This is a genomic window from Streptomyces sp. NRRL S-118, from assembly GCF_000716335.1.
Lineage (GTDB): Bacteria > Actinomycetota > Actinomycetes > Streptomycetales > Streptomycetaceae > Streptomyces.
Window position 1 is genome coordinate 1,156 of sequence record NZ_KL591011.1, and the last position, 19,137, is coordinate 20,292.

19 protein-coding genes and 2 pseudogenes are annotated in these 19,137 nt (G+C 72.2%); 6 read left to right on the forward strand and 15 right to left on the reverse strand.

Features of this window, described 5'->3' with window-relative positions:
* From IH00_RS0119670 to IH00_RS0119680, 3 genes are all read right to left on the reverse strand, one after another.
* Positions 1–2,154 (reverse strand): DUF6571 family protein (locus IH00_RS0119670; RefSeq protein ID WP_052411511.1); only part of this gene is annotated, 2,154 nt, incomplete at its 3' end.
* Positions 2,154–2,600 carry a hypothetical protein gene (locus IH00_RS0119675; RefSeq protein WP_031075358.1) on the reverse strand — a complete coding sequence of 149 codons (447 nt, stop codon included), beginning with the start codon at positions 2,598–2,600 and terminating at the stop codon, positions 2,154–2,156. The genes IH00_RS0119675 and IH00_RS0119670, both read right to left, overlap by 1 nt.
* A 129-nt stretch (positions 2,601–2,729) precedes the next feature.
* The gene (locus tag IH00_RS0119680) at positions 2,730–3,629 is read right to left on the reverse strand and encodes a LysR family transcriptional regulator (protein WP_031075360.1); all 900 of its coding nucleotides are present in this window, start codon (positions 3,627–3,629) and stop codon (positions 2,730–2,732) included.
* A 70-nt stretch (positions 3,630–3,699) separates the two neighbouring features.
* Between IH00_RS0119680 and IH00_RS0119685 the strand changes: the two genes are divergently transcribed.
* A complete protein-coding gene (locus tag IH00_RS0119685; protein WP_031075362.1) occupies positions 3,700–4,815 on the forward strand; it encodes a TDT family transporter in 1,116 nt (371 codons plus the stop codon).
* Here the strand turns inward: IH00_RS0119685 and IH00_RS0119690 are convergent.
* The 3 genes and pseudogenes from IH00_RS0119690 to IH00_RS44160 form a co-directional block, all read right to left on the reverse strand.
* Positions 4,754–5,470, reverse strand: coding sequence for a helical backbone metal receptor (locus tag IH00_RS0119690; protein WP_031075365.1), 717 nt, complete (start codon positions 5,468–5,470; stop codon positions 4,754–4,756). The genes IH00_RS0119685 and IH00_RS0119690 overlap by 62 nt on opposite strands.
* Positions 5,463–6,014, reverse strand: a complete 552-nt coding sequence (locus IH00_RS0119695; protein ID WP_031075367.1) for a helix-turn-helix domain-containing protein — start codon at positions 6,012–6,014, stop codon at positions 5,463–5,465. The genes IH00_RS0119690 and IH00_RS0119695 overlap by 8 nt, the downstream gene beginning before the upstream one ends.
* A 471-nt stretch (positions 6,015–6,485) precedes the next feature.
* Positions 6,486–6,779 (reverse strand): annotated as a pseudogene (locus IH00_RS44160) (ATP-binding cassette domain-containing protein); the annotation flags it as partial.
* Positions 6,780–6,949: 170 nt separating this feature from the next.
* Between IH00_RS44160 and IH00_RS0119705 the strand changes: the two are divergent.
* Both IH00_RS0119705 and IH00_RS0119710 read left to right on the forward strand, forming a co-directional pair.
* The gene (locus IH00_RS0119705) at positions 6,950–7,861 is read left to right on the forward strand and encodes a 5'-3' exonuclease (RefSeq protein WP_031075369.1); all 912 of its coding nucleotides are present in this window, start codon (positions 6,950–6,952) and stop codon (positions 7,859–7,861) included.
* 56 nt (positions 7,862–7,917) lie between these two features.
* Complete coding sequence (locus IH00_RS0119710; protein ID WP_031075370.1) at positions 7,918–8,766, forward strand: siderophore-interacting protein; 849 nt, start codon at positions 7,918–7,920, stop codon at positions 8,764–8,766.
* Between the two features lie 349 nt (positions 8,767–9,115).
* Here the strand turns inward: IH00_RS0119710 and IH00_RS0119715 are convergent, their stop codons facing one another.
* Positions 9,116–9,790, reverse strand: a complete 675-nt coding sequence (locus IH00_RS0119715) for a MerR family transcriptional regulator (protein ID WP_031075378.1) — start codon at positions 9,788–9,790, stop codon at positions 9,116–9,118.
* A gap of 193 nt (positions 9,791–9,983) precedes the next feature.
* Here IH00_RS0119715 and IH00_RS0119720 point away from each other — a divergent pair, with 193 nt between their 5' ends.
* The 3 genes and pseudogenes from IH00_RS0119720 to IH00_RS40360 all read left to right on the forward strand — a co-directional run.
* Positions 9,984–10,904 (forward strand): hypothetical protein, encoded by a 921-nt coding sequence (locus IH00_RS0119720; RefSeq protein WP_039947239.1) that lies wholly within the window; start codon positions 9,984–9,986, stop codon positions 10,902–10,904.
* Positions 10,901–11,332: an ABA4-like family protein gene (locus tag IH00_RS0119725; protein ID WP_031075381.1), complete on the forward strand. Its 432-nt coding sequence runs from the start codon at positions 10,901–10,903 to the stop codon at positions 11,330–11,332. The genes IH00_RS0119720 and IH00_RS0119725 overlap by 4 nt, the downstream gene beginning before the upstream one ends.
* Positions 11,333–11,338: 6 nt before the next feature.
* Positions 11,339–11,575: pseudogene (locus IH00_RS40360) on the forward strand (ADP-ribosylglycohydrolase family protein); the annotation flags it as partial.
* Positions 11,576–11,636: 61 nt separating this feature from the next.
* On the opposite strand, the gene IH00_RS0119735 reads toward IH00_RS40360, so the two are convergent.
* The 8 genes from IH00_RS0119735 to IH00_RS0119770 all read right to left on the reverse strand — a co-directional run bounded on the left by IH00_RS0119735 (position 11,637) and on the right by IH00_RS0119770 (position 19,092).
* Complete coding sequence (locus IH00_RS0119735; RefSeq protein WP_031075382.1) at positions 11,637–14,462, reverse strand: DEAD/DEAH box helicase; 2,826 nt, start codon at positions 14,460–14,462, stop codon at positions 11,637–11,639.
* A 103-nt stretch (positions 14,463–14,565) separates the two neighbouring features.
* Positions 14,566–15,468, reverse strand: coding sequence for a twin-arginine translocase subunit TatC (tatC, locus tag IH00_RS0119740; protein ID WP_052411514.1), 903 nt, complete (start codon positions 15,466–15,468; stop codon positions 14,566–14,568).
* A 96-nt stretch (positions 15,469–15,564) separates the two neighbouring features.
* Positions 15,565–15,843 carry a Sec-independent protein translocase subunit TatA gene (tatA, locus tag IH00_RS0119745; RefSeq protein WP_031075385.1) on the reverse strand — a complete coding sequence of 93 codons (279 nt, stop codon included), beginning with the start codon at positions 15,841–15,843 and terminating at the stop codon, positions 15,565–15,567.
* A 213-nt stretch (positions 15,844–16,056) separates the two neighbouring features.
* Positions 16,057–16,254, reverse strand: coding sequence for a hypothetical protein (locus IH00_RS0119750; protein WP_031075387.1), 198 nt, complete (start codon positions 16,252–16,254; stop codon positions 16,057–16,059).
* 19 nt (positions 16,255–16,273) lie between these two features.
* Positions 16,274–16,522, reverse strand: a complete 249-nt coding sequence (locus tag IH00_RS0119755) for a CpXC domain-containing protein (RefSeq protein WP_391812603.1) — start codon at positions 16,520–16,522, stop codon at positions 16,274–16,276.
* Positions 16,523–16,601: 79 nt separating this feature from the next.
* Positions 16,602–17,570 (reverse strand): helix-turn-helix transcriptional regulator, encoded by a 969-nt coding sequence (locus IH00_RS0119760; protein ID WP_031075391.1) that lies wholly within the window; start codon positions 17,568–17,570, stop codon positions 16,602–16,604.
* A 16-nt stretch (positions 17,571–17,586) separates the two neighbouring features.
* Positions 17,587–18,543 carry a helix-turn-helix transcriptional regulator gene (locus IH00_RS0119765; protein WP_031075393.1) on the reverse strand — a complete coding sequence of 319 codons (957 nt, stop codon included), beginning with the start codon at positions 18,541–18,543 and terminating at the stop codon, positions 17,587–17,589.
* Between the two features lie 174 nt (positions 18,544–18,717).
* Positions 18,718–19,092, reverse strand: coding sequence for an FKBP-type peptidyl-prolyl cis-trans isomerase (locus tag IH00_RS0119770; protein WP_031075395.1), 375 nt, complete (start codon positions 19,090–19,092; stop codon positions 18,718–18,720).
* Between the last annotated feature and the right edge of the window lie 45 nt (positions 19,093–19,137).

A 19,137-nucleotide genomic window follows, 5' to 3' on the forward strand; every position in this document is an offset into this window, starting at 1 on the left:
TGCGTCCTCCAGCATGGTGTCGCTGGCATTCCATCCATCCTGAATCGCCACGCGGATCATGTTTCGCGTCGCATCTTCAACCAATTCTTTGGACTCGTATTTTTCGATGGCGTCAATGGCGCTCTGCTGCGTCTGCACGTTGGCCGATTCCAGGGAGTCGTTGAGATCCTGCCCGGAGGTGTAGAGGGCCCTGTCCAGTGCGCCTTGGGCCTGCTGGCTCTCCACGAGACGGTCCACGGCGATGCCGGCCATGCCGCCGAAGAAGCCACTGGCCGCGCCTCCTGTAACGGTCGCAGCCGGGCCCGCCGGGACCAGCACGACGCTGCCCACCCCGACGCCCGCGGCGACAAATGCCTTGATCACATCACCCTTGGTCTTCAAGGCGTCGTTCGTCTCCTTCTCCCCCTTGAGCTCGCCCTCGATATGGGCGTCCGCGACTGAGTGCCCCACGATTCCCTCGATGATGCCGGCGTTCTTGGAGATGCTCTTGACCGCGTCCTCTGTCGTCCCGCCGAAGAGCTCCGGCCGGGCGATGTGCGCTTCCAGGGAGCTGGCCGTGTAGACGCTCTCCCCGACGATGATCGCGGCGCGGCCCATGGGATCCCTGGCCGTCTCGTACAGGAAGCGCGTGACGTCCAACTTGTTGAGGTCGCCGGGGGCCTCGCTGTTGGACCAGAAGATCGTCTCGCCTCCCCGGCCGGCGATGGACCGGCTGATCTCCGGCATGTAGGCCGCCGCCATGTCGCCGAAGCTCTCACCCGTGGCCTTGTTCACGAGCTGGGCGCCGGTCTCCGGCTGCGCGACCGCGTGCATGACCTGCTGCATGAGTGCCACCTGGGCCTTGGTGTGCGGCCTGATGTCGGTCGACTTCTCCCCATCCCCGTAGCCCGTCACCGCCGCCTCGAGGGCGTGCGCCACCGCACCGTCGCGGTCGGTGTACCGGGTGCTCTCCAGCATGTGCTCGAACACCTTCTTGTCGTCGAACGTGTCGAGCGCGGCTTCGGGGTTGTGCGAGAGGGCCTTCATGTAGCCGATCAGCGGGTCACGTCCGTCGTCCTTGCCGAAGACGAGGTCCGTGATGTTCCCGGCCTTCCACAGATCGTTGGTGCCCATGCCGACGCTGCCGGCCGGGGCCATGTCCATCTTCAGGAGCTGCTTGCCGTAGGCGTTCAGGAACTCGGTGTCGTACGTGCCGTGGTGCATGAGGCTACTCATGACCTGGTAGCCCATGGCGCCGTTCGGGCGCAACGGGTCCGAAGGGTTGGTCCGGAAGGCCGTGGTCGCCTCGTCGAGGACCTTCTTCTTCCACGCCTCCATGCCGTCGGCGTCCGAACGCGTCGCGTTGGCCAGCGTGATGCTCAGGTCCTGCTGGAGCGCCTGAAGGCGCTTGAGGTCGTCGCCCCGGGCGCCCGCGTTGAGCTCGGCGACGTCGTTCCAGAACTGGAGCGTCTCCTTGGCGCCGAGCTTCGTCGCGAAGGTGGCGGCGAACAGCTCGTCGTTCTTGTACTTCGCCATGGTCCGCTGGAACTCCGCGAACTCCTCCGGCGACATCTTCTTGGCGTCCTTGGCCAGCTCGGCCATCGCGTCGGCCTTCTTCAGCGCGTCGGCGGCGGAGTCACGGTCACCGTACTTGGCGCCGGAGAAGCCGTGGTCCGCCTGTTCGGCGAGGGCGCGCAGCACCCGGGCAGCGGTGGAGTCGCTGGTCGTGGCCTGGTTGAGGATGCGCTGGACGGTGTCGCGCAGCGCCTCGGCCTTCTCCTTCGTGCCGGGCGGCTCGGGGTGGACGGCGGGCATGACGCGGAAGCCGCCGCCCTTCTCCCCGAAGACGGAGAGCTTGTCCTTCTCGAAGCCGTCGTCGATGGCCTTCTTGAGCTCGTCGCGGAACCTCACGAGCTCGTCGTGGGTGTCCTTCAGGATGTCCCGGATGGAGGTGGCCTGGGTGAGCGCGTCGGAGAACTCACCGGTCGTTTTCGAGATGAAGCTGCGCGAGACGGTGGCGTTGACGCCGGCCCAGTCGGCCCGGTCGGCCTTGGCCTTCATGTCGTCCCGTGCACGCTTCTCCATGGTGGTCAGGTTCGCGACCACCTTGGACCAGTCCCCGATCGCGGTGCTGAGCGAGGCGAAGTTGGCGTTGCGGAGTGCCTCGAGGTCCATCAGCGCTTCTTCCCCTCGTCGAAGCCCTTGTCCAGCGTCGCGATACTGCTGACGGTGGAAGCGATGTGGTACTCGTCGCCCGCGTGGGCCTTCTTGGTGAAGTCCATGTGGTTGGAGATGTGCGCACAGGCGTCCAGGAGCGTCGTCAGCGACTTCTCCCAGCGCTCCTGCACCGTGTCCAGGGCGCCGCCCAGCTCGAACTCCTGCGTCTTGAGGTCCTTGGCGGCGCTCTGGCTGCTGGACCACGCGTCACGGCCGTACCGGCCGAGGTCTTCGAAGAGCTTGAAGGCGCTGTCCCCGACGGCGGCCAGGTCCTGCCGATCGGCCCTGAGGTCACCCTGCCCGCCACCGCCGCCCTTCTCGCTCGGCGCCTCGTTCAGTTGCATTCGCGAGGAACCTCTGTCACCGGAATCGGCCTTCAGCTGTTCCCACTCGTCCCACCCCATGTGGTACGACTCCTTCCCCGTTGCGGACTGCCGCGTGATGCGCGTTCCGGACAGCAACCAGCGACCATGTTGCTCCCCGGACGTCAAAAGGCGACCCTACCGCCGGAGTTGGCGCCGTCCGCCGCGTCCTCACCCCCGTGCCAGCGACAGCAGGTCCCGCGCCGGGCCCGTCGGGAGGGGGCCCGTCGGCCAGACCGCGCGCAGGGCGCGGTGGAGGCGGACGCCCTCCACGGGGACCTCGACGAGGCGGCGGGAGGCGAGCTCCTCCGTGACGGCGAGCTCGCTGAGGACGGCCGGGCCCGCGCCGCTGACCGCCGCCGCCTTCACGGCCGTCGTGGAGGCCAGCTCGAGCAGCGGGTCCGCGAGCCCGCCGTGCTCCACGAGGGCCGCGTCCAGTACCTGGCGGGTGCCGGAGCCGTACTCGCGCAGGATCAGCGGCGTCGCCGCCAGTTCCGCCGCGCCGACCGGGCCGCGGCGGCGGGCCCACCGGTGCGAGGGCGCCGCGACCACCACCAGCCGGTCGTGGGCGACGACCGCCGAGTCGAGGCCCTCCGGCACGGCGAGGCCCTCCACGTAGCCGAGGTCCGCCTCGCCGGCGAGCAGCCGCTCGGCGACGGCCGCCGAGTTCCCGGCCTGGAGCGACACGGCCGTGTCGGGACGCTCGGCACGCAGCGCGATCAGCCACCCGGGCAGCAGGTACTCCGCGATGGTCATCGAGGCGACCACCCGCAGCCGCGAGTCCCGCCGGTCCCGCAGCGCCTGCGCGCCGACGTCGAACGCCTCCGCGGCCTCCACCACGCGCCGCGCCCAGTCGGTGACCAGCGTGCCCGCGTCGGTGAGCCGGGAGCCGCGCGGCGAGCGGTCCACGAGGGCGACGCCCAGCTGTCGCTCCATGGAACGGATGCGGCTGCTCGCGGCCGGCTGGGTGATGCCCACCTCGCGTGCCGCACGCCCCAGGCTGCCGTGCCGGGCGACGGCGAGAAGCAGTTCCAGGGCGCCCAGATCGGGCACACGATGCGCGATGCTCATAACTTCAGTTTATGGGGTCATAGGGACAAGATCCCTGGTGGGGGCCATTTCCCCAGGTCAGGGTGGCAGCATGGCAACCCTCGCGCATCCCGTTTCCCTCCCCCGCACCCTGGCCGTCCGGCACCTCGGGCCCAACTGGTACGCGACGGTGATGGGGACCGCGATCGTCGGGAACGCGGGTGCCACCCTCCCCCTGCGGGTGCCGGGCCTGCGCGCCGCCTGCACCGCCGTGTGGGCGCTGTCCCTGCTGATGCTGATGACCCTCCTGGCGGCCCGGGCGCTGCACTGGGCGCGCCACCGCGACCAGGCGCGCGCCCATCTGCTGGACCCGGCCGTGGCACCCTTCTACGGCTGTCTGGCGATGGCACTGGTCTCGGTCGGCGGCGGGACGCTGATCGTGGGCCGGGACGTGATCGGTCCGGAGGCGGCGGTCGCCGTGGACGCGGCGCTGTACGCGGCCGGCACGGCCGTCGCCCTGACCGTCGCCGTGACGATCCCGTACCTGATGGTGGTGCACCACGGGGGCAACCGGGGCGAGGGCGCCTCGCCGGTCTGGCTGCTGCCGGTGGTCTCGCCGATGGTGTCGGCGGCGCTCGGCCCGCTGCTGGTGCCGCATCTGCCGCCGGGCCAGTGGCAGCGGACGCTGCTGTTCGCCTGCTACGGCATGTTCGGGCTGAGCCTGCTGGCCACCCTGGTGATGCTGCCGCTGGTCCTCGGCAGGCTGCTGACCGGCGGGCCGCTGCCGCTCGCGCTGACACCGACGCTCTTCCTGGTCCTGGGGCCGCTGGGCCAGTCCACGACGGCCGCGAGCACCTTCGCCGACGCGGCGCCCGGTGTCGCGTACGGCGGGGCGATCGCGATCCTGTACGGCGTGCCGGTGATGGGCTTCGCGCTGCTGTGGCTGGCGCTGGCCGGTTCGATGGTGCTCAGGGCGCGACGCCGGGGCATGGGCTTCGCGATGACCTGGTGGGCCTTCACCTTCCCCGTCGGTACGTGCGTGACCGGCGCGGAGGGACTGGCCCGGCACACCGGACTGGCCGCGCTGCGCTGGCTGGCGGTGCTGCTGTACGCGGTGCTCGTCGTGGCGTGGCTGGTGGCGGCGTCCCGGACCGTGCGGGGCCTGGTCAGCGGAGCGCTGCTCGCAGCGCCCCGGGAGCCGTCGCCAGGGACGGCCCGTACCAGGTGAGGTGGCGTCCGTCGACGAGCGCGGCCGGCAGGCCGTCGAACGCCTCGGGTCCGTCGTCGGCGGTGAAGCGGTACGGCTCGTCCGGCAGAACGACGAGGTCGGCGCCCGAGGCGCGCAACTCGTCCAGGGGGATGCGCGGGTAGCGCTCGGCGTGGCCGGCGTACACGTTGGCCACGCCGAGCCGGGCCAGCAGGTCGCCCGCGAAGGTGTCGCGTCCGAGCACCATCCAGGGGCGGCGCCAGACCGGCACGACGGCCCTGCGGCACGGGCCGGGCGCGAGCGCCGCCCAGGCCGCCTCGGCCTCGTCCAGCCAGCGCGGCCGGCCGCGCACCCCGCAGGCCGCGAGGACCCGGTCGAGCTCGGCGAACGCCTGCTCCAGGGTGCGGACCTCGGTGACCAGCACCTCCAGCCCGGCGGCGCGCAGGGCGGCCAGGTCGGGGGCGCGGTTCTCCTCCTCGTTGGCGACGACGAGGTCGGGGCGCAGGGCCACGACGGCGGCGACGTCGGGGTTCTTCGTGCCGCCGATACGGGTGACATCCAGTCCCGCGGGGTGGGTGCACCAGTCCGTGGCTCCGACCAGCAGGCCGGGGGCCGTGGCGGCGACGGTCTCGGTGAGGGACGGGACGAGCGAGACGACACGGCGGACGTCAGCCATCGTGCGGCGCCGTCCCGAGGTGCTCGGCGACGGCCACCACCAGGATGCGGGTGGCCGGGCCGGTGCCGCGCCAGCGGTGACGCACGCCGCCGGACAGGTAGAGCGTGTCACCGCGCTCCAGCCGGTACGCCCGGCCCTCCGCCTCCACCTGGGCGGCGCCGTCGGCGACGTAGAGCAGGGCGTCGTTGCGCAGGACGAGCTCGCGTCCGGCGTCGTGCTCGCCGGTGAACTCGTCCGCGTGCATCTGGTGCTCACCGCGCACCAGAGGCCGTACACCCTCCACACCGGAGGCGTCACCGGCCCGTACGACGTCGACGGTGCGGGTCGAGTCGGCCGCGTACAGCAGCTCCACGGCGGTGGTCTCCAGGGCGTCGGCGACGCGCTCCAGGGACCGGGTACTGGGGCGGGCGCGTTCGTTCTCGATCTGGCTGAGGAACGGAACGGACAGCCCGCTGCGCTCGGCGACCGCGGCGAGGGTGAGCGACAGTGCTCTGCGCCTCCTGCGGACGGCCGCTCCCACGCGGAGCGTCTCCTTGTCGTCCATCTCTTCGGCTCCCTCCCTCTCCGACCACCTTACGCAGCGGCGGTACCACCGAGTAGCGCAACGGAGGGGAAAGGCGGAGGGCGGGCCCCGTCCCGGCGACGGTGCCGGCCCTCGGCCGGGCGCTCGGCGAGGGCCTGCGGGGTGGGGGCCGGCTGGTCGGCGAGGCCGGGGTTCTCCCCGGGCCAGGCGTGGACGGCCTGCCGCTCCTCGCCCTTGCCTGTCCGCCGGATGGTCGCCTCCAGGTCGGTGAGCTGTTTCGCTCAGCCGGTAGTCCCGGAGCCACTCGGCGACCCGGGGGTGGTCGGGGGCGGGCCCCTTGCGGGCGAGGGTGTGCACCCCGTCGCCGTTGCCCCAGGTGTCCGCAGGCGACGACCGCGAGGACGCCGGCGAGGAGCAGTGGTTCCGGTACGGTCGGGGCCGCGTCGATGCCGTCGTGCAGTCCGGTGACGAGCGAGCTGATGGCGTCGCGCAGCCGTCGAAGAGGACACGGCCGGAGGCCGGCTCCAGCAGACCGTCGAACATGCGGAGCAGGGGGACTTCCCGGACCCGGACGGACCCATCACGACGAGGATCCGGCCCGGGTCGCGGTGAACGAGGCGTCGGTCACCGCCGCTGTCGTACCGTCGGCGCGCAGCTCGTACCGTCGGCGCGCAGCTCGTCTCCGCCGGCGCCGTCTCCGAGTCCGCGGACCGCTTCGCCGGGCCGTCTGCCGAACACGTTGCACAGGTGCTCGGCCCGGAGTCTGGACACCTGCACCTCACGCATCGAACGGAAACGGCCTGCCTCCCCCGGCCGGCAGGCCATGGGGCGGAGCCGCGCCCGCCCCTGTGCCCCTGGGGCAGACGGAAAGGTGATCCGCTTCACCGCGGCCGTCCAGGGGCTCCGGCTGGCTGTCGGTGGGGTGGTGCATGATCGGGGTTGTGACGCGACGCCTGATGCTCCTCGACACCGCTTCCCTGTACTTCCGCGCCTATTTCGGGGTGCCGGACTCCGTGAGGGCCCCGGACGGCACGCCCGTGAACGCCGTACGGGGGCTGCTGGACTTCATCGCCCGGCTCGTCCAGGACCACCGGCCGGACGACCTCGTGGCGTGCATGGACGCGGACTGGCGGCCGCACTGGCGGGTGGAGCTGATCCCGTCGTACAAGGCGCACCGGGTCGCCCAGGAGGCCGGGCCGGGGGCGGGGCCGGACGAGGAGGAGGTCCCGGACACGCTGTCACCGCAGGTGCCGGTGATCGAGGCCGTGCTGGACGCCGTGGGGATCGCCCGCGTGGGCGTCGCCGGGTACGAGGCGGACGACGTCATCGGCACGCTCGCGGGGCGGGCGGCGGGGCCGGTGGACATCGTGACCGGGGACCGCGACCTGTACCAGCTGGTGGACGACGCCCGCGGTGTGCGGGTGCTGTACCCGCTCAAGGGCGTCGGCAGCCTGCAGGTGACGGACGAGGACTGGCTGCGGTCCAGGTACGGCGTGGACGGGCCGGGGTACGCCGACCTGGCGCTGCTGCGCGGCGACCCGAGCGACGGGCTTCCGGGGGTGCCGGGCATCGGCGAGAAGACCGCCGCGAAGTTGCTGGCGACGTACGGGGACCTGGCCGGGATCATGGCGGCGGTCGACGACCGGGCGTCGAAGCTGACGCCGGCGCAGCGCAGGCGGCTCGACGAGGCACGGGACTACGTGGCGGTGGCGCCGAAGGTGGTGCGGGTGGCCGACGACGTGCCGCTGCCGGAGTTCGACCCGGCACTGCCCGCCGGACCGGCCCGGCCGGCGGAGCTGGAGGAGCTGGCGGAGCGCTGGGGGCTGGGGGGCTCGCTCGACCGGTTGCTCTCCACTCTCCGGAAGTAGGTGTTAGCTTAGGTAAGCCTAAGCAGACATCCTTTCCGGGAGACGGGGGAATCACCGTGGCGGACCAGCCTGCCCGCAAGGCACCCAGGGCCCACGAGGCCCGGGTGGTGCGTACCGAGCGCCTCACGCCGCACATGGTGCGCGTCGTCCTCGGCGGTGAGGGCCTGTCCGCGTTCGCGACGGGCGAGTACACCGACCACTACATCAAACTGCTGTTCGCCGCCCCCGGGGTGACCTATCCGGAGCCGTTCGACATGGAGCGGATCCGCGAGGAGTTCCCGCGCGACCAGTGGCCGACGACGCGGACGTACACGGTACGGGCGTGGGACGCCGACCAGCGCGAGCTGACCGTCGACTTCGTGGTGCACGGCGACGAGGGGCTGGCCGGCCCGTGGGCGGCGCGTGCCGAGACCGGCGAGATCGTGCGCTTCCTGGGGCCGGGCGGCGGGTACGCGCCGGACCCTGCGGCGGACTGGCACCTGCTGGCGGGGGACGAGAGCGCGCTGCCGGCGATCGCCGCGTCGCTGGAGCGGCTGCCGGAGGGTGCGGTGGGGCACGCCCTCATCGAGGTCGACTCCCCCGCCGAGGAGCAGAAGATCGCGGCTCCCTCCGGCGTCGAGCTCCGCTGGCTGCACCGTGGCGCGCGCCCGGTCGGCGAGGCGCTCCTGGCCGCGGTGGAGGAGCTGGCCTTCCCGTCCGGGGACGTGCACGCCTTCGTCCACGGCGAAGCCGGCTTCGTCAAGGACCTGCGCCGCCACCTGCGCCTGGAGCGCGGCATACCGCGCGACCGGCTCTCCATCTCGGGCTACTGGCGCCTGGGCCAGACGGACGAGGCATGGCGCGCGGTGAAGCGCGACTGGAACGCGCAGGTCGAGCGCGAGCAGGAGCCGCCCGCAGCCGCCTGACCTCCCCGCCCGGCACCACAGGGCCCCCGGCCGGCACCGTCGGCCGGGGGCCCTGCCGCCTGGCCGCACCAGTGGCCCGGGGGCTCCTGCGGGGCACGCGGTGCACGGTGCGTCGCGTGCCATCCCTTCGCCGACCCGTCAAGGCGGGAGGGCCACGGACCATAGGGGGCCTTCGGCTCACCGGGCCGCGAGCCCCCGGGCTGGCATGCCCGTCCCGGGCGGGCCCGGCGGTCCGCGCACCGCACACCGCGCCCCGCCCAGGAGACCCGGACCGCGAGACCCGGGGCTCGCTGCGCCCGGCCGCGTCACCCCTGGCTTCAGGCTCCAGCCTCAGGGGCAGGCGGAACGCTCAACACCCGGGCTCCGGGGCCGCCCCAGGCCCCGGCGCAGGCTTCTCGCCGTCCCCGTACATCTGCGCCGACGCGTCCACGTGCGCCAGCCGCCGCAGGGCGACGAACACCGCGTCACCCAGCACCGTGCCGATCACCGCGCTCTCCACCACGTCCTCGCGCTTGGCGTTGCCCGCCACGTACGAGAGGTCCGCGGCGGCGACGCGCTCCGCCGCAGCCGCGTAGTCGTCCAGCACCTGCACGAAGTCCGCGTGCCCCACCCGGCCGAAGGCGGCCAGCGCCCCGGCGAGCGCCTCGCTCTGCGGCGAGGACGCGTTCACCCGCCAGCCCCGCCGGGCGATCAGCTCCTTCGCCGTGGTCCGCGCCGCCTCCAGCTCCGCGTCCGGCTCGCCGCCGTGGCGCGGCGCGATGCGGACGGCGGCCTCACCGAGCACCTTGTGCACCGGGCGCTCGCTGTCGTCGACCGCGTCGAGCACCTCGCGGATGGCCGCCACCGACAGGCCGCCCACGTCGAGCAGCGCCCGGACCAACCGCAGCCGGCGCTCGTGGGCGTCGTCGTAGTGCGCCTGGTTGGGGCTGGTCAGCCGCCCGGCGGGAAGCAGCCCTTCCCGTACGTAGTACTTGATCGTCGGTACCGACACCCCGGTCCGCCGGCTCAACTCACCGATGCGCATGCCCGCCGCGCCACCTCTCGCCCCACTCACCCTTGCCATGACACCTCTCATCATAGATAGTCGAGCTATCAGATAGTGGAGAGCGCCGCTATCCATCCATTCCCCGGGGGGTTCCATGTCCTTCTCGAACCGGCTGCCAGCCCTGCACCGACTGCCAGCCCTGCACCGGCCGTTGGTCCTGTTCTCCGGCGCCATGGCGGTCCTCGCCGTCATCTCGGCGGTCGGCCTGATCGTGGACGACCGGATCCTGACCGGCGCGCCGATCTGGGCCAAGCCGTTCAAGTTCGCCGTCTCGTTCGTCGCCTACTGCCTTTCCCTTGCCTGGATGCTGTCGTTGCTCCCCCGCTTCCGCCGCACCGGCTGGTGGGCGGGCACCGTGGTCGCCGCCTCGTCCGCCGTCGAGATGGCGATCATCACCACGCAGGTCGTACGCGGCCGGCGCAGCCACTTCAACGTCGCGACGCCCTTGGACGAGACGCTGTTCACCGTCATGGGAGCGACCGTCGTCGTCCTGTGGTCCGCGACGCTCGTCATCGCCGTCCTCCTCTTCCGCGCGCGGATCGCGGACCGGGCGTCCGCCTGGGCCGTCCGGCTGGGCGCACTGCTCGCGCTGGCCGGCGCGGGTATCGGGTTCCTGATGACACAGCCCGCGCCGGGGCAGGAGCGCGGGGTCTCCGACGCGGTCGGCGCACACAGCGTCGGCGTACCGGACGGCGGCCCGGGCATGCCGCTCATCGGCTGGTCGACCACCGGCGGTGACCTGCGCGTCCCGCACTTCGTGGGGATGCACGCCCTGCAACTGCTGCCGCTCCTCCTGATCGCGCTCCTCGCCCTGGCCCCCCGCTTCCCGCGGCTGCGCGACGACCGCGTACGACTGCGGCTGGTGCTCGTGGCCTCGGCGGCCTACGGGGCGGTCCTGGCCCTGACGACCTGGCAGGCCCTGCGGGGCCAGCCGCTGAACCATCCGGACGGAGCGACGCTCACCGCCGCGGGGCTGATCGCGGCGCTCACCGCGGCCGGCTGCTGGGCGGCACTGCGCACCCGGCCCACGCCCCCGCCTCCGCCCGCACCCGCGCCCGCCGCCCGCCCCGCCGACCTGGAGCACACCGCATGACCGTCTTCCTCTTCGAGCTGTCGTTCTTCCTGGCCGCGCCCGTCTGGCTGTTGATGATCCTGGCCCCGAACTGGTCCTGGACGTCCCGCGTCGCCGCCTCTCCGCTGACGGTCGTCCCCATCCTGCTGGTGTACCTGGGTCTCGCCGCGCCGGTCCTCCCGGAGCTGTGGACCGCTGTGCGCGAGCCGGACCTGGACGCCTTCCGGGACCTGACCGCCCTCGCCGACGGCGCCGGGGCGATCTGGGCGCAGGTCATCGCCTGGGACCTGCTGATCGGCCAGTGGATGTTCCTGGAGTCACGCCGGCTCGGCCTGCACCCGCTGCTGACCGGGCCCCTGCTGGTCCTGACGATCCTCCTCTCCCCCGTCGGCCTGCTGGTCTTCCTGACCCTGCGATGGGCGAAGAGCCGCTCGGCGGCGGATGCCTGACACCCCGGCTCGGCGCTCCGGGCGCTGCGGACCACGTCCTCGTTCGAGGAGGCCCTTGCGGCCGCGATCGACCCGGGCGGCGACACGGACACCATCGCCGCCGTGACGGGTGCGCCGGCCGGCGCGGTGTGCGGAGCGGGGGCGCTCCCGCCGCGCTGGACGGCCGCGTCGCCCGTCCCCCTGCCGGGGCACGGCGGCCGCGTCCTGCGCACCCCCGAACTCGCCGCGGCCGGACGTTCCTGAGACGCGCCGAGGGCCCGGCCGGTCTCCCCGGCCGGGCCCTCGGCGTGTGCGCGAACGGGCGTCAGCCCACCGAGCTGTACGCCACCACACCGCGCAGCAGCCCGTCGACCGCCTTGCGTGCGCTCTTGGCGACCGTGCTGTCCTCGCGCGGTGCCGCCGCGGCGATCTGACCGAGGACGTCGATGACCTGCTTGCACCACCGGACGAAGTCACCGGCGGGCATCTCGGCCTCGCGCAGCACCTCGTCCAGTCCCCGCCCGGAGGCCCACTGGTGGGCGGCCCAGGCGAAGCCGAGGTCCGGCTCGCGCTGGCCGACGCCCTCCGTCTGGTTGATCCTGAAGTCCTCCTCCAGGGCGTCCAGTCGTCCCCAGATCCGCACCATCTCGCCGAGCGCGGCCTTGGCGCGGCCCGTCGGCACCTTCGGCGCGACGGCGTCGTCGGACTGCCTGGCCTCGTACACCAACGCGGAGACACAGGCGGCCAGTTCGGCCGGGTTGAGCCCTTCCCACACGCCTTCGCGCAGGCATTCGCTGGCCAGCAGGTCCAGTTCGCCGTACAGCCGGGCGAGCCGCTTGCCGTGCTCGGTGACCTCGTCGCCGCGCAGGTAGTCCATCTCGGTCAGCAGCGCCACGATCCGGTCGAAGGTGCGGGCGATGGTGTTCGTCCGCCCCTCGATGCGGCGCTCGAGCTGCCGCGTGTCCCGCTGCAGCCGGTGGTAGCGCTCGGCCCACCGGGCGTGGTCCTCGCGCTCGTCGCACCCGTGGCAGGGGTGCGCGCGGAGGGCCGCGCGGAGCCGGACGATCTCGCGGTCGTCGACGGCGGCGGAGCGCTGCTTGCGGTGCCGGTCGGGCACGATGTGCCCGGCTTTGGTACGCAGCGCGGAGGCGAGGTCCCGCCGCGACTGCGGGGAGCGCGGGTTGAACGTGCGCGGGATGCGCATGCGCTCCAACGGCTCCACCGGCACCGGGAAGTCGATCGACGCCAGCCGCTTGACCTGCCGTTCGGCGGTGAGCACGAGCGGGCGCGGCCCGTCCGCGTGCTCGAAGCCGCGGTGTCCGTTGGACCGGCCCGCGGGCAGGCCCGGGTCCAGGACGAGCGCCAGGCCGGCGAACTTCCCGGTCGGGACGTGGATCACGTCACCCGGCTTGAGCTTCTCCAGGGAGGAGGCGGCCGCCGCCCGGCGCTGCGCCGCGCCCTGCTTGGCCAGTTCGGTCTCCCGTTCCTTGAGTTCGCGGCGCAGCCGCGCGTACTCCTCGAAGTCACCGAGGTGGCAGGTCATGCCCTCGCGGTAACCCTCCAGGCCCTCCTCGTTGCGCTGGACCTGCCGGGAGATGCCGACGACGGACTTGTCGGCCTGGAACTGGGCGAACGAGGTCTCCAGCAGTTCGCGCGAGCGGTGCCGCCCGAACTGGTCGACCAGGTTCACGGCCATGTTGTACGACGGCTTGAAGCTGGAGCGCAGCGGGTACGTCCGGGTGCCGGCCAGCCCCGCGAGGTGCTCGGGGTCCATGCCCCGCTGCCACAGCACGACGGCGTGGCCCTCGACGTCGATGCCGCGCCGTCCGGCCCGCCCGGTGAGCTGGGTGTACTCACCGGGGGTGATGTCGGCGTGCTGTTCGCCGTTCCACTTGACGAGCTTCTCCAGCACCACGGACCGCGCGGGCATGTTGATGCCCAGCGCGAGGGTCTCGGTGGCGAAGACGGCCTTCACCAGACCGCGCACGAACAGCTCCTCGACGACCTCCTTGAAGGTCGGCAGCATGCCGGCGTGGTGCGCGGCGATGCCCCGCTCCAGTCCCTCCAGCCACTCGTAGTACCCGAGGACGTGCAGGTCCTCCGGCGGGATGGACTCGGTGCGCTGCTCGACGATCTCCCGCACCCGGCGGCGCGAGTCCTCGTCGTTGAGCCGCAGCCCGGCGTACAGGCACTGCTGTACGGCGGCCTCGCACCCGGCCCGGCTGAAGATGAAGGTGATGGCGGGCAGGAGCCCTTCGGCGTCGAGCCGCTCGATCACCTCGGGCCGCCCGGGGGTCCAGATCCGCGAGCGCTGGCGGCGCTCGCGCTCCCGGTCGGCCTCGCTCATCCGGCCGCGCCGGCGGTCACGGCCGTTGAACGGGCGCGAGTTCTCCATGCGGGCGAGGCGGACGAGGTCGGGGTTGACCTCGCGCCGGCCGGCGCCGCGGCCGCCGTGGTCGGTCTCCTCCTCGAAGAGGTCGTGCATCCGGCGTCCGGCCAGGACGTGTTGCCACAGCGGCACGGGACGGCTCTCGGAGACGATCACCTCGGTGTCGCCGCGGACGGTGTCCAGCCAGTCGCCGAACTCCTCGGCGTTGGACACGGTCGCGGAGAGCGACACCAGGGTCACCGAGTCGGGGAGATGGATGATCACTTCTTCCCACACGGCTCCGCGGAACCGGTCGGAGAGGTAGTGGACCTCGTCCATCACCACGTAACCGAGGCCGCGCAGCGACTGGGAGCCCGCGTACAGCATGTTCCGCAGGACCTCGGTGGTCATCACGACCACCGGCGCCTCGGAATTGACGCTGTTGTCGCCGGTGAGCAGACCGACCTTGTCGGCTCCGTAGCGTTTGACCAGGTCGGCGTACTTCTGGTTGGACAGCGCCTTGATGGGCGTGGTGTAGAAGCACTTGCGCCCCTGCTCCAGGGCCAGGTGCACGGCGAACTCGCCGACGATGGTCTTCCCGGAGCCGGTGGGCGCCGCGACGAGTACGCCCTTGCCCGCCTCCAGGGCGCGGCAGGCCTCGATCTGGAAGGGATCCAGTTCGAAGTCGTACAGGTCTCGGAAGGGCGCGAACGCGGTGGCCTGCTCGGCGGCGCGGCGCCGGGCAGCCGCGTACGCCTCCGCGGGTGTGAGGTCCTCTGTCATCTTGTTATCGAGCCTACCCGTCGGCACTGACAGTCAGCTCGATCTTTAATCCGCCTTGCACAACGGTGCGCACGGTGATCAGGCGGGCACGGGCCGCCACCGGTCAGGTGATGTCGTCGTAGCCGTTCAGCCGCTGCTGGCGGGCGCCGGAGTCACCGCCGGCCTGCTCGGGCAGGGCGGCCCGGGTGGACGTCAGGGCCTCCACCTCGCCGATCGGGGCGGGTGTGAGGTCGACCGCGGACGCCTCGTCGTCGTCCAGCTCGGCATCGGGGTCCTTGCGCCGCCTGCGCCGGTCGTTGAGGAGGGCGATGCCGACCGCGAGGAAGTAGAGCACGATGATGGGCCCCGAGAGGGCGATCATGCCGAGCGGGTCCGTCGACGGGGTGGCGATCGCGCCGAAGACGAAGATGCCCATGACCACACCGCGCCACCAGCCGGCCATCCGCCGGCCGGTGACGACACCGGCAGCGTTGAGCATGATCAGCAGCACGGGCAGTTCGAAGGAGAAGCCGAAGATCAGGACCATCCGGACGGTGAAGTCCAGGATCTTGTCGACGTCGAGGAGGTTCGCCGCAGGGTCGGGCGTGATGCTCAGCAGCACCTTCATGCTGACCGGCATGATCAGGTACGCGACGTAGACACCGGCCGCGAAGAGCGGGACCGCCGCGGCGGCGAAGTAGTACGTGTACTTCTTCTCGTTCCGGTGCAGACCGGGCGCGACGAAGGCCCACAGCTGGTACAGCCAGACCGGGCAGGACAGGACGATGCCCGCCATCAGGACCACCTTGACCGTGGTCGTGAAGGGCGAGAGCAGGTCGTTGTAGACGATCGTGGCGCACTTGCCGCCGGTCTCCATGACGCCCTTGGGGCACCGCTCGACCGGTGACGAGAGGAAGTCCATCAGCTCCTGGCTGTAGAAAGCCGCCGCGATGGACGTGATGGTGATCGCCAGCATCGCCTTCGCGAGCCGGTTGCGAAGCTCGCGCAGGTGGTCCGCGAGCGGCATGCGCCCCTCGGGGTCCTTCTCCTTCTTACTGCGGGCAGGCTTGAGCAACCCACGTCCTCATCTCGTGCGGCAGGCCGCGAACGGGCGGCCTTGGGGTCAGCGCTGGGTGGTGTCGGACGGCTCGGTGACCGGACGGGCGCTGGTGACGTCGCCGGGAGCCGCCTTGATGGTGCGCTGGGCCGGGGGCTGCTCGGCCGGCGGGTCGGCCGGGGCGGGCTGCTGGCCCTCCGACTTCATCGCCTTGGCCTCGCTCTTCAGGATCCGGGCCGACTTGCCCAGCGAACGGGCCATCTCCGGGAGCTTCTTGGCGCCGAAGAGAAGGACGACGACGAGGAGGATCAGGATGATCTCGGTGGGGCCGATCTGTCGGAACATAAGTGGTGTCTACCTTCTCACCGAGGCGGCATGGGGCGGGCTGTCGGCCTGGCGGCGGACGGGTGTCCGCACCGCGACCGTCAGCGATCGTAACGCGCACGGGTGAACGCCCGGCAATCCCCGTGCGTACGCCCGTTTGCGGCGGATGGTGGGAAACCGCCGCGACCAGCAGCGTACCTCCCGGCCCCGGACGGCAGGAGGCCGCCGATGCATTCACCGCAACGTCTCTCCCGACTTGGCCAGGTCGGTTGCCGCCCGCTCCAGTTCCTCGGCGGCGCGGTTGATCCGCTCTGTGGTACGCGTCACTTGACGGCCGAGGCGCTGGGCCTCGAGGAACACCCGGATGCCGAGGACGCCGAGGACGGCGATGCCGAGGAAGCCGAGGGCGATGGCGAGCATGGGCCAGAACATGCGCAGAGCCTAGGGGTAGTCAGACCGTGGAGTGGAGGCGCAGCGTCCGCACGCCACCCCCGGTGAGGAGTTCGACGATGCGTTCGCCCGCCGGCTTGCGGACGGCGGAGCCGCACTCGGGGCAGGTGAAGGAGTAGAAGGTGGTGCGGCGGCTCGCGCCGATGGCGAGCCGCAACGAGCCGGCGGCGAGCTCGAAGCGGGCCCGGCAGTCGGGACAGGCGGCCTTGAAGAGGACCGGCGCGAGCGGTGGCGAGACAGTTCCGGACATCGCGGACATATCCCTCAATTTCCTCGATTCCTCAACTCGCTGCAGCCCTTCCTGCCCGGCACCCCGCCGCTCGCCCCGCTCACGGAGCGCTGTCGTACGCGGCCAGCGCCTCGGCGGCCGCCCTGCGCGCGCTGTCGGCCAGGTCCGCCGGCGTGACGATCCGGCCGTCCCGGCCGAGCCGCAGCGCCAGCCGGCGCAGGGAGGCGGGATCGGGCGTCCGCAGGCTGATGCGCAGCCCGCCGTCGGGCAGTTCCTCGGCGCTGTCGTGCGGGTAGTACTCGGCGACCCAGCGGCCGCCGGGGCCGACCTCCACGACCACTTCGGGGTCGTCGGCCGACGGCTGGACCAGCCCTTCGGACAGGTCGCGCAGTTCTATCTCCGGCGGCGCCGACGGCTCGTCCAGGATCCGGATCTCGGCCACGCGGTCGAGCCGGAAGGTCCGCCGCGCCTCGGAGAGCCGGCACCAGGCCTCCATGTAGGTGTGGCCGACGGCGAAGAGGCGGATCGGGTCGACCTCGCGCTCGGTCAGCTCGTCGCGGGCCGGCGAGTAGTACCGCACCCAGAGCCTGCGCCGCTCCGAGATGGCCCGGTCGACCTCGGCGAAGACACCGCCCTCCGACTCGAAGGTCACCGACAGCCGGGAGCTCGCCCCCGCCGCCTCACCGGCCGCGGCCTCCAGCTTCGCGGTGGCGCGCAGCAGCGCCTCGCGGTCGCCCTCGCGCAGCCCGGGCAGCGTGGCGACGGCCCGCGCGGCGACCAGCAGCGCGGTGGCCTCGTCGGCCGCGAGCCGCAGCGGCTCGGCCGCCTCCGCCGCGAGGGCGGCCGGATTGTGCCACCAGATCCGCTCGCCGTCGGTGTCGATGTCGAGCAGGTCCCCGCCGCGGAAGCTGGTGCCGCACATCGGCAGCACGTCGAGGTCGGAGATCAGCTCGTCCTCGGTGATCCCGAAGGCCCGGGCGACATCTCCGACGTGGGCGCCGGGGCGCTCACGGAGGTACGTCACCAGCGAGAGCATCCGCCGGGTCTGGTCGATCGCGTTCGTGGCCATCGTTCCCACGTCCCCCTCAGCCCTTGGCCACGGCGCGCAGCCGGTCCACCACGTCGGCCCGCAGATCGGCCGGTTCCAGTACGACGACGTCCGGCCCGAACTCGACGAGCCAGGCGTCCAGGCCGTGTCCGTACGGGATCTCCAGCTCGTCCCAGCCGTCGCCCAGTTCCCGTACGGACAGGGCGCGGGCGCGCAGCGGGTAGCCGCAGTCGGTGCGCAACCGGATCAGCGCGGAACGGGTCGCGGTCTCCCCCGCCCACCGCTCGACGGTCTCGCGGACGGTCGAGACGTCCGGGACCGGGGCGGTGAAGGCACCGGCCCGGGAGCGGACCCTGCCGGTGATCCGGGAGAGGCGGAAGACGCGCTCGGCGCCGCGCTCGCGGTCCCAGCCGGCGAGGTACCAGTGGCCGCGCCAGCACTCCAGCGTCCACGGCTCGACCTGACGGGTCTCGGGCCGGGCGGCGTTGGCCTTGCGGTACTCGAAGACGACGGGGCGGCGGTCGCGGCAGGCCAGCATGAGCGGCTCGAAGGCGGCCTCGTGGACGGGGATGCGCGGTTCGAGGGCGCTGTGCCGGTCGTCGTACGCGTCCTGCGTCTCGGGCATGCCCGCGGCGCGCAGCTTCTGCAGGGCGCCGCTGGCGGCGCCGGCGAGGCGGGCCTGCTGCCACACCTTGGCGGCGAGGCCCAGGGCGGCGGCCTCCTCGGCGTCCAGCTGGATGGGAGGCAGCCGGTTGGAGTCGCGGCGGGCGAGGTAGCCGGTCTCACCGTCGAGGTTCTCCACGGTCTCGATGACCAGCCCCAGTTCGCGCAGGTCGTCCTTGTCCCGCTCGAACATGCGGTTGAAGGAATCGTCGGAACCGGCCTCGAGGTAGGCCTCGATGGAACCGCGCAACTCCCGCTTGCTGAGCGGGCGCCGGGTCCCCAGCAGGCACAGCGCCAGATTCATCAGCCGCTCGGCCTTGGCAATGGCCATCGACGCCCTGCACCTCTTCTTATGGAGTCGTTGTCGCCCGGTCAACGTACCGCCCCAGGGTGTCGCGGGAAAAGTCGCGGCCGGTGCCGAGGGCCCGTGCCGCGGCCCCGGAACGGACGTCCGGGGGTGGCACGGGCCCTCGGGAACGGCCTGTCACCGGCCGTGGGTGACCGGTCAGCCGACCTCGACGAGGTCGCAGACGAAGATCAGCGTCTCGCCCGGGGCGATGGCCGAGCCGGCGCCCTGGTCGCCGTACGCCAGGTGGGCGGGGATGACCAGCTGGCGGCGGCCGCCGACCTTCATGCCCTGCACGCCCTGGTCCCAGCCCGTGATGACCTGGCCGACGCCGAGCTTGAACTGCAGCGGGGCGCCGCGGTTCCAGGACGCGTCGAACTCCTCGCCGGTGGAGAAGGCCACGCCCACGTAGTGGACCTTGACGCGGTCTCCGGCCTTGGCCTCGGCGCCGTCGCCCTCCCAGATGTCCTTGATCTCCAGGTCGGCCGGCGGCTCGCCACCCGGGAAGTCGACCTCGGGCTTGTCGATGCTCACTGAGTGCTCCTACTGATCGCTTGCGTGCAAGGAGACAGTCTTACA

Coding starts and splice junctions, on each gene's coding strand:
- IH00_RS0119675 (WP_031075358.1), bottom strand. CDS start 2,600: ATGGGGTGGGACGAGTGGGAACAGCTGAAGGCCGATTCCGGTGACAGA.
- IH00_RS0119680 (WP_031075360.1), bottom strand. CDS start 3,629: ATGAGCATCGCGCATCGTGTGCCCGATCTGGGCGCCCTGGAACTGCTT.
- IH00_RS0119685 (WP_031075362.1), top strand. CDS start 3,700: ATGGCAACCCTCGCGCATCCCGTTTCCCTCCCCCGCACCCTGGCCGTC.
- IH00_RS0119690 (WP_031075365.1), bottom strand. CDS start 5,470: ATGGCTGACGTCCGCCGTGTCGTCTCGCTCGTCCCGTCCCTCACCGAG.
- IH00_RS0119695 (WP_031075367.1), bottom strand. CDS start 6,014: ATGGACGACAAGGAGACGCTCCGCGTGGGAGCGGCCGTCCGCAGGAGG.
- IH00_RS0119705 (WP_031075369.1), top strand. CDS start 6,950: ATGCTCCTCGACACCGCTTCCCTGTACTTCCGCGCCTATTTCGGGGTG.
- IH00_RS0119715 (WP_031075378.1), bottom strand. CDS start 9,790: ATGCGCATCGGTGAGTTGAGCCGGCGGACCGGGGTGTCGGTACCGACG.
- IH00_RS0119720 (WP_039947239.1), top strand. CDS start 9,984: ATGGCGGTCCTCGCCGTCATCTCGGCGGTCGGCCTGATCGTGGACGAC.
- IH00_RS0119725 (WP_031075381.1), top strand. CDS start 10,901: ATGACCGTCTTCCTCTTCGAGCTGTCGTTCTTCCTGGCCGCGCCCGTC.
- IH00_RS0119735 (WP_031075382.1), bottom strand. CDS start 14,462: ATGACAGAGGACCTCACACCCGCGGAGGCGTACGCGGCTGCCCGGCGC.
- tatC (WP_052411514.1), bottom strand. CDS start 15,468: ATGCCGCTCGCGGACCACCTGCGCGAGCTTCGCAACCGGCTCGCGAAG.
- tatA (WP_031075385.1), bottom strand. CDS start 15,843: ATGTTCCGACAGATCGGCCCCACCGAGATCATCCTGATCCTCCTCGTC.
- IH00_RS0119750 (WP_031075387.1), bottom strand. CDS start 16,254: ATGTTCTGGCCCATGCTCGCCATCGCCCTCGGCTTCCTCGGCATCGCC.
- IH00_RS0119755 (WP_391812603.1), bottom strand. CDS start 16,522: ATGTCCGGAACTGTCTCGCCACCGCTCGCGCCGGTCCTCTTCAAGGCC.
- IH00_RS0119760 (WP_031075391.1), bottom strand. CDS start 17,570: ATGGCCACGAACGCGATCGACCAGACCCGGCGGATGCTCTCGCTGGTG.
- IH00_RS0119765 (WP_031075393.1), bottom strand. CDS start 18,543: ATGGCCATTGCCAAGGCCGAGCGGCTGATGAATCTGGCGCTGTGCCTG.